The organism is Blautia sp. 1033sp1_1033st1_G9_1033SCRN_220408, assembly GCF_040929965.1.
GTDB classification, from domain to species: domain Bacteria; phylum Bacillota; class Clostridia; order Lachnospirales; family Lachnospiraceae; genus Blautia_A; species Blautia_A ammoniilytica.
In genome coordinates, this window is the sequence record NZ_JBFKZO010000005.1 from 48,549 (window position 1) to 63,105 (window position 14,557).

10 protein-coding genes are annotated in these 14,557 nt (G+C 43.9%); 8 read left to right on the forward strand and 2 right to left on the reverse strand.

Going from position 1 to position 14,557, the window contains the following annotated elements; translation table 11 throughout:
- The first annotated feature begins 50 nt into the window (after window positions 1-50).
- The 3 genes from AB5916_RS05505 to AB5916_RS05515 are packed head-to-tail and all read left to right on the forward strand — an operon-like array spanning window position 51 to window position 3,644.
- Window positions 51-803: a class I SAM-dependent methyltransferase gene (locus AB5916_RS05505; RefSeq protein ID WP_368189774.1), complete on the forward strand. Its 753-nt coding sequence runs from the start codon at window positions 51-53 to the stop codon at window positions 801-803.
- 55 nt (window positions 804-858) lie between these two features.
- Window positions 859-1,740: an Hsp33 family molecular chaperone HslO gene (gene hslO, locus AB5916_RS05510; protein WP_158420722.1), complete on the forward strand. Its 882-nt coding sequence runs from the start codon at window positions 859-861 to the stop codon at window positions 1,738-1,740.
- Window positions 1,737-3,644, forward strand: a complete 1,908-nt coding sequence (locus AB5916_RS05515) for an NAD(+) synthase (RefSeq protein ID WP_368189656.1) — start codon at window positions 1,737-1,739, stop codon at window positions 3,642-3,644. Before hslO ends, AB5916_RS05515 begins: the two co-directional genes overlap by 4 nt.
- Window positions 3,645-3,664: 20 nt before the next feature.
- On the opposite strand, the gene AB5916_RS05520 is transcribed toward AB5916_RS05515, so the two are convergent.
- On the reverse strand, window positions 3,665-4,099 hold the full coding sequence (locus tag AB5916_RS05520) for a hypothetical protein (RefSeq protein WP_158420720.1): 435 nt from the start codon (window positions 4,097-4,099) through the stop codon (window positions 3,665-3,667).
- A gap of 185 nt (window positions 4,100-4,284) precedes the next feature.
- On the opposite strand from AB5916_RS05520, the gene AB5916_RS05525 reads away from it, so the two are divergent.
- Both AB5916_RS05525 and addA read left to right on the forward strand, forming a co-directional pair.
- A complete protein-coding gene (locus AB5916_RS05525) occupies window positions 4,285-7,641 on the forward strand; it encodes a PD-(D/E)XK nuclease family protein (protein WP_368189658.1) in 3,357 nt (1,118 codons plus the stop codon).
- Window position 7,642: 1 nt separating this feature from the next.
- Entirely contained in the window at window positions 7,643-11,350 is a 3,708-nt protein-coding gene (gene addA / locus AB5916_RS05530) for a helicase-exonuclease AddAB subunit AddA (RefSeq protein WP_368189660.1), read from the forward strand.
- A 44-nt stretch (window positions 11,351-11,394) separates the two neighbouring features.
- Here the strand turns inward: addA and AB5916_RS05535 are convergent, their stop codons facing one another.
- Window positions 11,395-12,798: an RsmF rRNA methyltransferase first C-terminal domain-containing protein gene (locus tag AB5916_RS05535; protein ID WP_368189661.1), complete on the reverse strand. Its 1,404-nt coding sequence runs from the start codon at window positions 12,796-12,798 to the stop codon at window positions 11,395-11,397.
- Window positions 12,799-12,965: 167 nt separating this feature from the next.
- On the opposite strand from AB5916_RS05535, the gene AB5916_RS05540 reads away from it, so the two are divergent.
- The 3 genes from AB5916_RS05540 to AB5916_RS05550 all read left to right on the forward strand — a co-directional run bounded on the left by AB5916_RS05540 (window position 12,966) and on the right by AB5916_RS05550 (window position 14,554).
- On the forward strand, window positions 12,966-13,148 hold the full coding sequence (locus AB5916_RS05540; protein ID WP_158420716.1) for a small, acid-soluble spore protein, alpha/beta type: 183 nt from the start codon (window positions 12,966-12,968) through the stop codon (window positions 13,146-13,148).
- 427 nt (window positions 13,149-13,575) lie between these two features.
- Window positions 13,576-14,106: a nitroreductase gene (locus AB5916_RS05545; RefSeq protein ID WP_368189663.1), complete on the forward strand. Its 531-nt coding sequence runs from the start codon at window positions 13,576-13,578 to the stop codon at window positions 14,104-14,106.
- 19 nt (window positions 14,107-14,125) lie between these two features.
- Window positions 14,126-14,554 carry a cytidine deaminase gene (locus tag AB5916_RS05550; protein ID WP_368189664.1) on the forward strand — a complete coding sequence of 143 codons (429 nt, stop codon included), beginning with the start codon at window positions 14,126-14,128 and terminating at the stop codon, window positions 14,552-14,554.
- Window positions 14,555-14,557 lie beyond the last annotated feature (3 nt).

Consider the following 14,557-nt stretch of genomic DNA (forward strand, 5'->3'; position numbering starts at 1 on the left):
TACAGCCGGTTGTCTGCTGTTTGTTATACGTGGGGAAAAGAATGGATACAATGGAAGCATATGGCGAGTTTGCCAGGGTATATGATATTTTTCAGGATAATGTGGATTATGCTAGCTGGGCCGGTTATCTTAATGACACACTTAGAGAATATGGGATCAGTGACGGCCTGATACTGGAACTGGGCTGTGGTACAGGTACTATGACAGAGCTGTTAGCTGCCTCCGGTTATGATATGATCGGTGTGGATAATTCAGAGGAGATGCTGGCAGAGGCCATGCAGAAAAGAGAAACTTCAGGCCATGATATCCTGTATCTTTTGCAGGACATGCAGGAGTTTGAACTTTATGGTACAGTGCGGGCTGTGATCAGCGTATGTGACAGCCTGAATTATCTTACTGAGGAGCAGGATCTGGAGCATGTTTTTGAACTGGTAAATAATTATCTGGATCCAGGCGGACTTTTTATTTTTGATATGAACACAGTGTATAAGTATCAGGAGATGATCGGGGATTCCACCATTGCGGAGAATCGTGAGGAAGGCAGCTTCATATGGGAGAATACTTACGATGAGGAAAGCGGGATCAATGAGTATGCACTCACACTTTTCCTGCCGGATGCAGACGGCAGGTATGAGAAAGTGGAGGAGGTTCATTATCAGAGAGCCTATCCGCTGGAACAGATCAAGACTCTTCTGCAAAGCTCTGGTCTTAAACTGCTGGCAGTTTATGATGCTTATACCAGAGATGCACCCAGGGCTGACAGCGGACGTCTTACCTTTATTGCAAAAGAATATGGGAAATAAAATAATGTGGTGAAAACACTTATTTTATGATTAAACGGATAAACAGGAGAGAAGAATGAGCGATTATATTATCAGAGCTGTTGCAGCTAACAGACAGATCCGTGCCTTTGCAGCAGTTACAACAGATACTGTGGAAACAGCAAGAAAAGATCATAATACCAGTCCGGTGGCAACCGCTGCACTGGGAAGGCTTCTTACAGGCGGAGCTATGATGGGAGCCATGATGAAAGGGGAAAAGGATATCCTGACTCTTCAGGTGAAGGGAGACGGTCCGATCCAGGGAATTACAGTCACTGCAGATTCCCAGGGCAATGTAAAAGGCTATGTGGGCAATCCGGATGTGATCCTTCCGGCTAACAGTAAAGGCAAGCTGGATGTATCTGGTGCCGTAGGAGCAGGATATATCAGCGTGATCAAGGATATGGGCCTGAAAGAGCCGTATGTGGGACAGGTTACTCTACAGACAGGTGAGATTGCAGAAGACCTGACCTATTATTTTGCAACCAGCGAACAGGTGCCATCAGCAGTAGGACTGGGTGTTCTGATGAATAAGAACAATACTGTCCGCCAGGCAGGCGGATTTATTGTACAGCTAATGCCTTTTGCAGAGGAAAGCGTTATTGCAAAGCTGGAAGAGAACATCAGCAAGATCTCATCTGTCACAAGCCTTCTGGAGGAAGGGCATACACCGGAAAGTTTGTTGAATGTGGTTCTTGATGGATTTGATATTGAGATCAACGATACCCTTCCAACCAGATTTTATTGTAACTGCAGTAAAAGCAGGGTGGAGAAGGCGTTGATCAGTATTGGCAGAAAAGAATTAAATGAAATGATCCAGGAAGGAAAGGATGTAGAACTGAACTGCCATTTCTGTAATACCAACTATGTGTTTCATGTGGAAGAATTAAAGGAGATCCTTCGGAGGTGTAAGAAGTGAAGCATGGATTTATAAAAGCAGCAGCCGGTACACCAGAGATCACAGTGGCTGACTGCGAAGCCAACAGAAAGGCCATCCTGAAAGTGATCCACAAGATGGAGAAAGAACATGCAAAGATCATGGTGCTTCCGGAACTTTGTATTACAGGCTACACCTGTCAGGATCTGTTTTTACAGCGTCAGCTTTTGGACAGTGCATGGCATACTTTGAAAAAGCTGGCAGTGGCTACTCAGCAAGTGGATGCGCTTATTTTTCTCGGGCTGCCTATGCGTCATGCAGGCAAGCTGTATAATGTGGCAGCTGTGCTGAATCATGGTGAGATCCTGGGCTTTATCCCAAAAACCTGTATACCTAATTATAATGAATTCTACGAGCAGCGCCATTTCACTTCAGGCAGTGACTGTATGGACACTCATGAGGTAGACGGCGTTGAGATTCCATTTGGTACAGATCTGCTGTTTGTGTGTGATGAGTGTGAAGAACTGACAGTAGCAGCAGAGATTTGTGAGGACCTTTGGGTTCCACAGCCACCAAGTGTATCTCATGCACAGGCAGGTGCTCATGTGATCGTGAACCTTTCTGCCAGTGATGAGATGGTAGGGAAGGATGCTTACAGAAGATCCCTTGTAACCGGACAGTCTGCAAGGCTGATCTGTGGATACGTTTATGCTACTGCAGGTGAGGGGGAATCCTCTCAGGATCTGGTTTTCGGTGGACAGAACATGATCGCTGAGAACGGAGTACTGCTGGCAGAGGGCAGAAGATTCCATAATTCTGTGGTTTTCGGAGAGATCGATGTGTACCGTCTGGCAGACGAGAGAAGAAGGATGTCCACCTTCCCGGGAACAGATGGCAGTGGTTATGATAGGATTCCTTTCCATGTTAAGAAAGAAAAGACAAAGCTGACCCGTGTATTCCCGGCAACTCCCTTTGTTCCTGGAAAAAAAGAAGAAAGGGATTTGCGATGTGAAGAAATTCTGAATATACAGGCTATGGGATTGAAAAAAAGACTGGATCATGTACACAGCCAGCGTGCAATGGTTGGGCTGTCCGGAGGACTGGATTCCACACTTGCCCTTTTGGTAATGGCCAGGGCATTTGACAGGATGAAGGCACCAAGAGAGCAGATACATTGTGTGACTATGCCATGTTTTGGGACTACAGACAGGACATACCAGAATGCATGTACACTCAGCAAGCGTATAGGTGCTTCGCTGACGGAGATTAATATACGGGATGCGGTAAATATTCATTTCAGGGATATTGGACACGATCCTGAGGTACATGATGTAACTTATGAGAACTCTCAGGCAAGGGAGCGTACACAGATTCTGATGGATATGGCCAATCAGGAGGGGGCGATTCTGGTTGGTACAGGTGATCTTTCAGAGCTGGCCCTTGGGTGGGCCACCTATAATGGAGATCATATGTCCATGTATGGGGTGAATACCTCTGTACCAAAGACCCTTGTACGTCATCTGGTAAGATATTATGCAGATACATGTGAGGATGAAGAGCTTTCCAAAGTACTTCTGGATATATTGGATACACCGGTAAGCCCGGAGCTTTTGCCTCCAAAAGACGGGAAGATCGCACAAAAGACAGAAGACCTGGTAGGACCTTATGAGCTTCATGACTTTTTCTTATATTATATGCTGCGTGCCGGATATCAGCCGGATAAGATCTACCGGATCGCATGCAGAACCTTTGATGGCATTTATGACAAGGAAACCATTATGAAGTGGCTGAAGATTTTTTATCGGAGATTTTTTGCACAGCAGTTTAAACGTTCCTGCCTGCCGGATGGACCAAAGGTGGGAAGCGTTGCCTTGTCTCCAAGAGGGGATCTGCGTATGCCAAGTGATGCAAGTGCTGCTATATGGATGGCAGAGCTGGAAGAATAGAATACTGGATCAGGGACTGCTTAGTACACAGTCCCTTTTTCTATGGCACTTTTTATGGATGATAGAAGCAACTGACTGGTATATTTCTGATCATCCGGATAGGTAATATTCTCCAGGGATTGAGACTGATAGATCTGCGCGGCCAGGGATTCCAGGGCAGGTTTCATCAGAGGAAATGCGGCTTTTGTGCTTTCGCTTAAGTTTACCAGATCAATGGAAGCAATCCTGTCAGCGTCCAGGCTTACTTCCATGTCAAAGGTATTTCCGTTCAGTGAAATGGAAGAGCGATAGATTCCAGGAGTATATTTGGAAGCTTTTCCGGATTGAGCCTGGTTTTTTCCGGAGCCAAACATAAAGAAGAGCAGAACACCGAAAAGAATGGCAAGGATCAGAAAAAGAATGGTATAAACCACTTCTTTCATATGTAAAACAATGATCTTTGTTTTGGAACTCATGGCATGCGCCTCCCGGTCTGTTTTTCTATATCCTATTATCAAACCTTTGGATTTATGATATGATTATGAAATGATGTTGGGGAAAAAGTCCTCAATAATGATACGGTGTTTAAAAATCAGTTCTTTACCGTGCCTGTCCCAGTGCGGGGTACGATCTTAAGATTGTTTATAGGAAAGGAGTCCATATGTCCCTTCAATTTGTAATCGGCAGTTCAGGAGCCGGAAAATCCTGTTATGCATATGATCATGTGATTCGGGAATCTATGAAATATCCAAAACGGCAATACTATGTGATCGTGCCGGAGCAGTTTACCATGCAGACCCAGAAAACACTGGTGGAAATGCATCCGGGACGGGGAATCTTAAATATAGATGTACTTAGCTTTCAGAGACTTGCATACAGGATCATTCAGGAAACCGGTGGAAATATGGGAAAGCTTTTGGAGGATACCGGGAAAAGCATGGTTCTGCAAAAGGTAGTACAAATGCATAAAGGACAGCTTCCTTATTTGGGCGGTCAGATGAAAAGACCAGGATGTCTTGATGAGGTGAAGTCCTTGATCTCTGAATTTTTACTGTACGATATTAGGGACAGTGATCTGGAGGATATGGTGAATAGAGCGGAGCAACAGCCCCTTCTTCATATGAAACTTCAGGATATACAGGTACTTTATAAAGGCTTTAAGGAATATCTGGAAGGACATTATATTACAGGGGAAGAGATCCTGGATGCATTACTGCCTGCAGTTCCACTGTCTGAAAAGCTGAAAGACAGTGTGATAGTCCTGGATGGATTTACAGGTTTTACTCCGATTCAGGTCAAGGTGATCCGGGAACTGCTTGCAGTGTGTCAAAAAGTGATGGTTACAGTGACTATGGATGGAAGCGGGGATGTATTTGCCAAGGGAAAACCTCACCAGCTTTTTTATATGAGCCATCAGATGATCCATATCTTGTCAGCGCTTACCAGGGATCTGGAGGAGCCGGTATGTCTTACTACTGATGAAAAATCCCGGTTTTCACAGGCACCGGCCCTCAAATTCCTGGAGAAACATATATTCCGTTACAGCAGAAAGAAATATGAGGATCCACAGGAAGAAATACAGATCTATACGGCAGGTACTCCGGAAAAAGAACTGGAAGAGGCAACCAGAAGGATCCGCAGACTTGTGCGTACACAGGGGATGAAATACGGAGAGATCGCAGTAATTACAGGAAATCTGGAAGAATACGGTAATATTGCATCTCAGGTGTTTGAGCGGGCTGGAATCCCACATTTTGTAGATGAAAAACATACAGTGCTGATGAATCCTTTTGTTGAATATATCCGGGCAGCAGTGGAGATGGTGTTTACTGGATTTTCTTACGAAGGAGTTTTTCGATATTTAAGATGCGGTATGTCCAGACTTACAAGAGAAGAGACAGATTATTTGGAGAATTATGTGATCGCCCTGGGGATACGTGGATTAAAGAGATGGCAGGAGCACTGGACCAGGATTTACAGGGGAATGGATGCTGAAGATATCCTGAAGATCAATGAAAGCCGTGCCAGATTTGTGGAGGAAGTATATGACTTTGCAGAAATCTTTGGAAAGGGCAGAAAAAAGGTAGAGCAGTATTGCCGCGGTTTGTATGATTTTATTGTAAAAGGTCAGATCCAGGAAAAACTTAAAAAGCAGGAACTGTATTTTAAGTCTGTGGGAGATACTGCCATGGAAAAAGAATACGGACAGATTTACGGTATTGTTATGGATCTTTTGGATCGTATGGTTGAGATCCTTGGGGATGAACTGGTTACAGTCCAGGAATTTCGTCAGCTTCTGGAAACCGGTCTGTCTAAGGCAAAGGTGGCTTTGATTCCGCCAAGTATGGATCAGGTTCTTGTAGGAGATATGGAAAGAACCAGATTGAAAAAGATCAAGGCATTATTTTTCGTGGGAGTGAATGAGGGAAATATTCCCAAAGCAGCAGATACCGGAGGAATCCTGAATGAAATGGACCGGGATTTTTTTGCAGAGGAAGGAGTGGAGCTGGCACCAGGTCCCAAGGAGCTTATGAACATGCAAAGATTCTATTTGTACCTGAATCTTACAAAGCCAGAAAAGCTGCTGTGTCTTTCCTTTAGCAGTTCTAACAGCAAAGGTGAGGCTGTTAGCCCTGCTTACCTGATCCATACAGTGACAGGATTGTTTCCGGCGTTAAAGATCAGCCGTATAGAGGACGGTAATTATACTCTTGAGGATCTGGAGATCCCGGGAGATGGTGTGGATGCTTTTTTGAAAGGTCTTTCGGAAGGTGCATATACGGCAGAAGATCCCCTTTTTGGTGAAGTGTTTGGCTGGCTTTTAAGAAGCCCCGGATATAAGGCGATGACACAGAAGCTTGTGGAAGCCTTTTTAAGTATCTGTCCTAAGGATATGATCGGCGCAAGTGTGGCGAAAGTGCTGTATGGAGAGGTGTCTCCTTACAGTGCAACACGGTTGGAACGGTTTGCCGCCTGTGCTTTTGCACATTTTCTTCAGTATGGGCTGCGTCTTTCAGAGCGGGCAGAGTACGAATTTAAGGCTATGGATATGGGGAATGTGATACATAAAGCTTTGGAGGAATTTTCAAAAGAGTTAAGAAGGCAGGGGCTTTTGTGGGCTGATCTTAGCCAGGAACAGCAAAGGCAGATTGCAGATCAATGCCTGGAAAAAGTAACAGCAGATTATGGAAATACTATTTTAAAAAGCAGTGCAAGAAATGAGTATATGATCCAGCGTACCAGAAGGCTTTTACACAGAACATTATGGGCACTGCAGAACCAGCTGAAGAACGGAGAATTTGTACCGGAGGGGTTTGAGGTTGTTTTCCAGGGCGGCAGGATTGATAGAGTAGATATTTTGGAAGAGCAGGACAAGGTATATGTGAAGGTGATTGACTATAAGACAGGAAATACTACCTTTGACCTGGTGGCTTTGTACCATGGTCTGCAGCTTCAGCTGCTTGTATATATGGATGCAGCCTTATCAGTAGAAAGACGGAAGTATCCGGACAAGGAGATCGTTCCAGCAGGGATCTTTTATTACAATGTGAAAGATCCTATGATTCAGGAGAAAATAGAAACAGATATGGAATCAGTTAATGAGGAAATACTGAAAAGCCTGAAAATGAACGGATTGGTTCAGAAAGACCCTGAGATCGCCCAGAAGATCGATAAAAGTCTGGTGTCTATTCCTGTATCCTACAAAAAGGATGGCGGAATTAAAAAAGGTTCTTCAGTGGCTGACAACCAGCAGTTTTGGATTCTTGATCAGTATGTGAAAAAGAAAATCAAACAGATCCGGAAGGATATCCTGAAAGGGGATGCGCAGATTTCTCCATATGAGCTGGGAGCAAAAAATGCCTGCACTTATTGTCCTTATATTTCTGTGTGTGGCTTTGACCGGAAAATTCCGGGATATGGTTTCCGCAGACTGAAAAGCTTTTCGGATGAAGAATTGTGGAAAAGCCTGGGAGAGAGTATGGATGACCAGATCCTGACAGGAGAGGAGGAACGGTAAAATGGGAATGAGCTGGACAAAGGAACAGCAGGAAGTGATTCGTCTGCGTAATAGAAATCTTCTGGTCAGTGCAGCGGCAGGATCCGGAAAAACAGCAGTACTTGTGGAGAGGATCTTGAATAAGATCATGGATCCGGATCATCCGATTGATATTGACAGACTCCTGATCATGACATTTACAAGGGCAGCAGCCGGAGAAATGAAGGAAAGGATTTCCAGAGCTTTGGAGAATGCACTGTGTGAGAATCCGGAAAATGAGCATCTGCAGAAACAGATGACACGGATCCATACTGCGCAGATCACCACCATTGATGGCTTTTGTGCCTATGTGATCCGAAATTATTTCCATACGATCAATCTGGATCCAGGATACAGGGTAGCTGATGAAGGTGAGTTAAAGCTTCTCAGGGAAGATGTGTTAAAAGACCTTACAGAGGAGTGCTACAGGGAAAAGGACCCTGCCTTTGTAAAATTTGTGGAATGTTATGCTCCAGGGAAAACAGATGACAATCTGAAAGATTTGATTATCGGACTTTATCAGGCGGCTATGAGCCATCCGGATCCGGAAGAATGGCTGGAGCATTGTCTTAAGATCTACCATATTACAACAGAAGAAGAACTGTATGACTCCAGATGGCTGCAGAAATTGTGGCAGACAGCAGATGAGGAATTGACAGGGGCAGAAGAACTGATCCGTCAGGCAAGACAGATCAGCAGGATTCCGGGAGGACCTTATCTTTATGAGGAGGCGCTGATCTCAGACCAGGCTGGTATAGAAGCTGTGCGAAAAGCCCTGGGTAAGCAGGATTATGAGCAGGTTCGCAGTCTTCTTATGGATTTTTCATATCAGCGTCTGTCCGGGAAAAAGCCGGAAGTACCTGTTGATGAAGAAAAAAAAGAACAGGTAAAAAGTCTGCGGGATGATATGAAGACAAGTCTGAAGGATCTGGGAAGCAGATATTTTCAGAACAGCACAGCTGAAATCCTGGAAGCCCTTCAATACGGAAAAGAACCTATGGAAACACTTGTAAAGTTGACCCTGGAATTTAAGAAGCAGTTTACTGTGAAAAAAAGAGAAAAAAATATTCTGGATTTTACAGATATGGAGCATCTGGCGCTGGCTATCCTTGTAAAGGACGGGAAGCCTTCTGACGTGGCAAGAGAATTAAGTGAGAAGTATGAGGAGGTGCTGGTAGATGAGTATCAGGACAGCAACCTTGTACAGGAGATGATCACCTATTGTGTTTCCGGCGAAGTGTCAGGACGGAAAAATATCTTTATGGTAGGGGATGTAAAACAGAGTATTTACAGGTTCCGTCTTGCAAGACCGGATCTTTTTATGGATAAGATGGAAACCTATACGCTGGAAGAGAGTAAAGAGCAAAGAATCGATCTTCATAAGAATTTCCGAAGCAGGCATCAGGTACTGGACAGTGTGAATTATCTGTTCCATCAGATCATGAAGCCGGATCTGGGAGGCGTAGGGTATGATGATCGTGCCGCCCTTTATCCAGGAGCAGAGTTTCCGAAAGGCGGGAACAAAGAGTTTTATACCACAGAGGTATTGCTTGTTGAAAAGGACGGAGAAGAAGTAGAGGACTTGATGGAAGGCAGCTCCAAGAAGGTAAGAGAACTGGAAGCACTGGCAGTGGCACATAGGATCCGGCAGATCGTGGGAAAAGAACAGATATATGACCGGAAAAAGGAAGAGTACAGGCCTGCTGGATATAATGACATTGTAGTGCTTTTAAGATCTGCATCCGGTTGGGCAGAATCCTTTTCCCAGGTGTTTTCTACACAGGGGATCCCTTCGTATGCTGCATCCAAAACCGGTTATTTTTCAGCTACAGAAGTTGTTACTGTATTGAATTTACTGAAGGTGTGCGATAATCCTTATCAGGATATACCCTTATGTGGGGTTCTTCATTCACCTATCATAGGATGCTCCTCACAGGAACTGGCATCTCTTCGATGTGGTTATCCAAAAGGAAAACTTTTTGAAAGCGTACTGTCCTGTATAATGGATAGTGAAAAAAGTTTGGAAGAAAAGAAAATAGACAAACAGTTTCAGGAAAAACTTCAGGATTTCTATAAGCTGTTGGAAGATCTTCGTGATATGGCAGTTTATACACCGGTTCATAAACTGATCAGTGCTGCACTAAAGAAAACCGGGTATGGGGATTATGCCAGGGCGCTGCCGGATGGGTCACAGAGAAATGCCAATCTTGCAATGTTGGTTGAAAAGGCTATGGATTACGAAAAGACAAGCTACAGAGGTTTGTTTAATTTTATTCGTTATATTGAGCATCTTCAGAAATATGAGGTAGACTATGGAGAGGTGAACCTGGCAGATGCAGGAGAGGGTGCTGTACAAATCATGACCATCCATAAAAGCAAGGGTCTGGAGTTTCCGATAGTATTTGCATCAGGTATGGGAAAAGCATTTAACTTTCAGGATCTGAATGCAAGACTTTTGATCCATCCGGAGCTTGGACTTGGGGCAGATGCAATTATTCCGGAAAAAAGGATCATTGCTTCCACATTGCATAAGCAGATTATCCGCAGAGAGCTTCAGAAGGAAAGCCTGGGAGAAGAATTACGTATTCTGTATGTTGCTCTTACAAGAGCTAAGGAAAAGCTGTTTATTACAGGCTGTGTAGGGAAAATGGAAAAGCTGATGCATGTACTGTACAGGTTTCGGGACAGTGGGACTCCATTTCTTCCAGTGGATGTAAGAATGAAGGGGAAAACCTGTTGGTCTTATATACTTCCTGCATTGGCCCAACATCCTGCAATGGATCCTTTATTTGAAGAATATGGAATGCCTGCCGGGTGTAATACTTTACTTTACCGTACTAAGACACCTTTCCTTATAAAAAAGATAACGGTAAAGGATCTTACCGGGGAGGAAGTGATCCATCAGGCACAGGGACAGATGGAGGAAGAGATTCTTCGCAGCTGGGATAAGAATCGGGTTTTTGATGAGAAACTCCGGGAAGAACTGAAGGAAAGATTTGATTATCGGTATCCTTTTGAATATCTGAAGGGACTGCCGGTGAAAGTCAGCGTGTCAGAACTGAAAAAAAGAAATTATCCTGATGAATATGAAAAAGAAGAGGCAGTCTTTTTTGAACCGGATATTGTTCCCTTGATTCCAAAGTTTTGCATGGTGACAGAGGAAGAATACACAGGAGCAGCCAGAGGTACTGCTTATCATCGGTTTATGGAATGCATAATGTATGATAAAACGGACAGTAAAGAAGAGTTGCTAAAACAGCTTCAGATGCTGGTGCAGCAGGAGAAAATGAGCCAGGAAGAGGCTGATTGTATCAAAATACAGGAGGTGCTTGCTTTCTTAAACTCACCATTAGGTGTGAGGATGAAGGCAGCCTGGTTGGAGAAAAGGCTTTACAGAGAACAGCCATTTGTGATCGCAAGGTCTGCAGAAGAACTGGATAAGACATGGGCAGGGAAAAGGGAACCTGTTTTGATCCAGGGAATCATTGATGCATATTTTGAAGAGGAAAAGGACCTGGTGCTTGTAGATTATAAAACAGACCATATACGTTTTGGAGAAGAATCACGTCTTGTAGATCTGTATAAGGTACAGCTGGAAGATTATGCAGAGGCCCTGGAACGGATGACAGGGAAAAAAGTAAGAGAAAAGATCATTTATTCTTTTGCTGTCCATAAAGAAATCCTGGTCTGAAAGATGTTAATGAACAGATAGAAGACATGTAAAAAGGCCGGCGGTCAAAGCCGCCAGCCGGAAGGATATTTGTTTTTCAGGGTCTGTCCCACCAGTTTTCCAAAACCAAGAGGATAACCTTCTACACAGAGAAGCTGCCAGCCTTTGGGCGAGGCGGCTTCTTCTGGGTTTATGAGAAGAGTTTCTCCTTTTAGGTAGCGTTCCAGCCTCTGATCCTGAACAGGCAAGGTGATCACTGAAGAAACCTCGCCTTTGTGAAGGGCAAGAGCCAGTGGTTGTGAAGGCTCAAAACGGTTCTTTTTCAGATCACCCATGTAAAGGCCATTCCTTAAAAAATTGATCCTACGGATACTGCAGGAAACAGGAGGAAGATAATAAACCTTATCTCCTTTTATCTCTACTCTGTTCCAGTCAAAGGGCTGTCCACCTAAGGATTTCAGTCCGATTTCACGGAAAAAAGCGTCGATATATTCAAATGCAGTACGGTTTGGCTTTGTAAATACAGGGGAGATCTCTGAAATGGTCTGGCCAGGCTTATGAAGCAGAGCCATAAAATGGCCTTCCCCGTTCATTTTATGAGGAAAAATACGGACAGAGCGTGTAAGCTGGGGCTGTCCCTTTCCCCAGGCAGGAACACCATCTGAAAAGCCTTCATATCCGGGCATTTCCACCAGTTCCATATCCGGGCGGTTTTCAAGAAGATAAGAAACTGTGCCCTCATCCTCTTGAGGTGCAAAGGTGCAGGTGGAGTAAAGCAGATATCCTCCTGGACGAAGCATATCTGCTGCCTGAAGGATCAGTTCACGCTGGATGAGGGAAAGCTCTTGGGATTTGGCAGGACTCCAGTCTTTGGCAAGAGCTTCATCCTTTCGGAACATACCTTCTCCGGAGCATGGGGCATCCAGAATGATCTTATGGAAAAATTCAGGAAAGCAGGGAACCAGATCTTTAGGCGCTGTGCTGGTAACAAAGCTGTTTGGGATGCCGAAAAGTTCAATATTACGGAGCAGTGCCCGTGCCCTGGAAGTACTGATGTCATTGGCTACAAGAAGCCCATGTCCTTTAAGGGCAGCACCAAGTGCTGTAGCCTTTCCGCCAGGGGCAGCACACATATCCAGTATGTATTCGCCAGGCTTTGGCAGAAGTCTGGAAACAGGAGTCATGGCACTTGGCTCCTGAAGATAATAAAGTCCGGCCTGATAGAATGCACATTTGGACGGACGGACATTTTCAGGATAAAAATATCCGCCTGGGATCCAGGGGATGGGACTTATGGGAAAGGGGACGATTTTTTCAAATTCTTCACAGGAAATCTTGGCAGTATTGACTCGAAGGCCAAATGTGCGAGGTTGCTGATAGCTATTAAGAAAAGCCTGGAAATCATCTCCAAGCATGTTGTTCATGCGGGTTAAAAACTCTTCGGGCAGATATTTTGGATCATCATTCATAAAACACATATCCTCCAGATATCAAAAATACAATTATGTGCATTATTATAACCAATCTGTTTGATTTTGGGAATAGGATGGAGAAAGAAACAGTCAGAAGGTTTGATGGCAGGTGTATAAATTTCGAATTTTGGGTTCATACTTTTACGAAAAAGGAGTATAGGATATTGAATAGAGAAAAAGAAATAGAAGCCTATTTAAAAGGAAAACTGCCAGAAGAGGAAAAAGCAAAGTATGAGATCGCCCAGGAATTGGGATTGCTTGACAAGGTTCTGGGAGGCGGCTGGAAAACACTGACAGCAAAAGAAACCGGAAGAATCGGAGGGCTGATGGCCAGAAAAAAGAAATGAAAATAGATATTGGATGTTTCGCTTTTAGATACAGTAAAATATCAGTTGGCAAATTTTATAATTATTTTGTTCATGTTGCGTTGTAGAAAAGATATGTTTATATATCAGGGCTTCGTTTTCGGATTTTTCCCGCGCGCTTATTATCTCTGTCATTTGCCAAACTCACGCCTGCGGCGTTCAGACACGGCAAATAACAGAGAAGCTAGCGCAGTCGAAATCTACGAAAGCCTCGCATGATATATAACCAAAATCTTTTCTACAACGCAACGAAAATTATTACAAATTTGCCAATGATTATTTTTCTGTATTTTCGCTTTTATTATGAGGGGACAGCCACTTGTTTTTGTAAAAACAGGATGGTATCATAAACATATCTGAAAATAAAAATAAATATAAATGAAAGATAAATAAAAGGAGGCAATTAACCATGAGTGGAACAAACAGTACGATTGAATGTTTAAAGTCAAGAAGAAGTGTGAAAAGTTATAAGCCTGATATGCTTCCTAAAGAAGTTCTCCAGGAGATCGTTGAGGCTGGTACATGGGTGCCAACTGGTATGAACAGACAGTCTCCCATTATTCTTGCCATAACGGATAAGAAAGTACGAGATCAGCTGTCAAGGATGAATGCACAGATCATGGGTGCAAAGGGAGATCCCTTTTATGGAGCGCCTGTAGTGCTGGTGGTCCTTGCAGACAAATCTGTAGGTACATATGTATATGACGGAAGTCTTGTTATGGGAAATCTTATGAACGCAGCTCATGCACTGGGGATTGGCAGTTGCTGGATCCACAGGGCAAAAGAGGAATTTGAAAGCCAGGAAGGAAAGGAACTTCTGAAATCTCTCGGGATCCAGGGGGATTATGAAGGCATTGGCCATTGTATCCTGGGTTATCCAAAGGAAGAAGTACAGGGAACCCATCCAAGAAAAGAAAACTGGATATATTATGTAGATTGATGGAATACAGGAGGAGCCTATGGAGTTCCAGGAACTGATTCATAAGGCATTAGAAGTAAGACAGAAAGCTTATGCACCTTATTCGGATTTTATGGTGGGAGCAGCACTTTTATGCAAAGACGGCAGAATATTTACTGGATGCAACATTGAAAATGCTTCTTATGGAGCGACCAATTGTGCTGAACGGACTGCTTTTTTCAAAGCAGTTTCCGAAGGATACAGAGAATTTACAGCTATTGCCATTGCAGGTGGGGACAGGGAGGCACAAAACCTGGAGTACTGTGCACCTTGTGGGATCTGCAGGCAGGTTATGAGTGAGTTTTGTGACCCTGCAACTTTTCTGGTAATCCTGCCAAGAACAGAGAATGATTACAAAAGTTATACACTGGGGCAGCTTTTACCCCTTGGTTTTACATCTGCGGATATGGAAAAGGGCAACATAAAATAAGAC

Coding starts and splice junctions, on each gene's coding strand:
- addA (WP_368189660.1), top strand. CDS start 7,643: ATGGGAATGAGCTGGACAAAGGAACAGCAGGAAGTGATTCGTCTGCGT.
- AB5916_RS05550 (WP_368189664.1), top strand. CDS start 14,126: ATGGAGTTCCAGGAACTGATTCATAAGGCATTAGAAGTAAGACAGAAA.
- AB5916_RS05520 (WP_158420720.1), bottom strand. CDS start 4,099: ATGAGTTCCAAAACAAAGATCATTGTTTTACATATGAAAGAAGTGGTT.
- AB5916_RS05545 (WP_368189663.1), top strand. CDS start 13,576: ATGAGTGGAACAAACAGTACGATTGAATGTTTAAAGTCAAGAAGAAGT.
- AB5916_RS05525 (WP_368189658.1), top strand. CDS start 4,285: ATGTCCCTTCAATTTGTAATCGGCAGTTCAGGAGCCGGAAAATCCTGT.
- AB5916_RS05505 (WP_368189774.1), top strand. CDS start 51: ATGGAAGCATATGGCGAGTTTGCCAGGGTATATGATATTTTTCAGGAT.
- AB5916_RS05535 (WP_368189661.1), bottom strand. CDS start 12,798: ATGAATGATGATCCAAAATATCTGCCCGAAGAGTTTTTAACCCGCATG.
- hslO (WP_158420722.1), top strand. CDS start 859: ATGAGCGATTATATTATCAGAGCTGTTGCAGCTAACAGACAGATCCGT.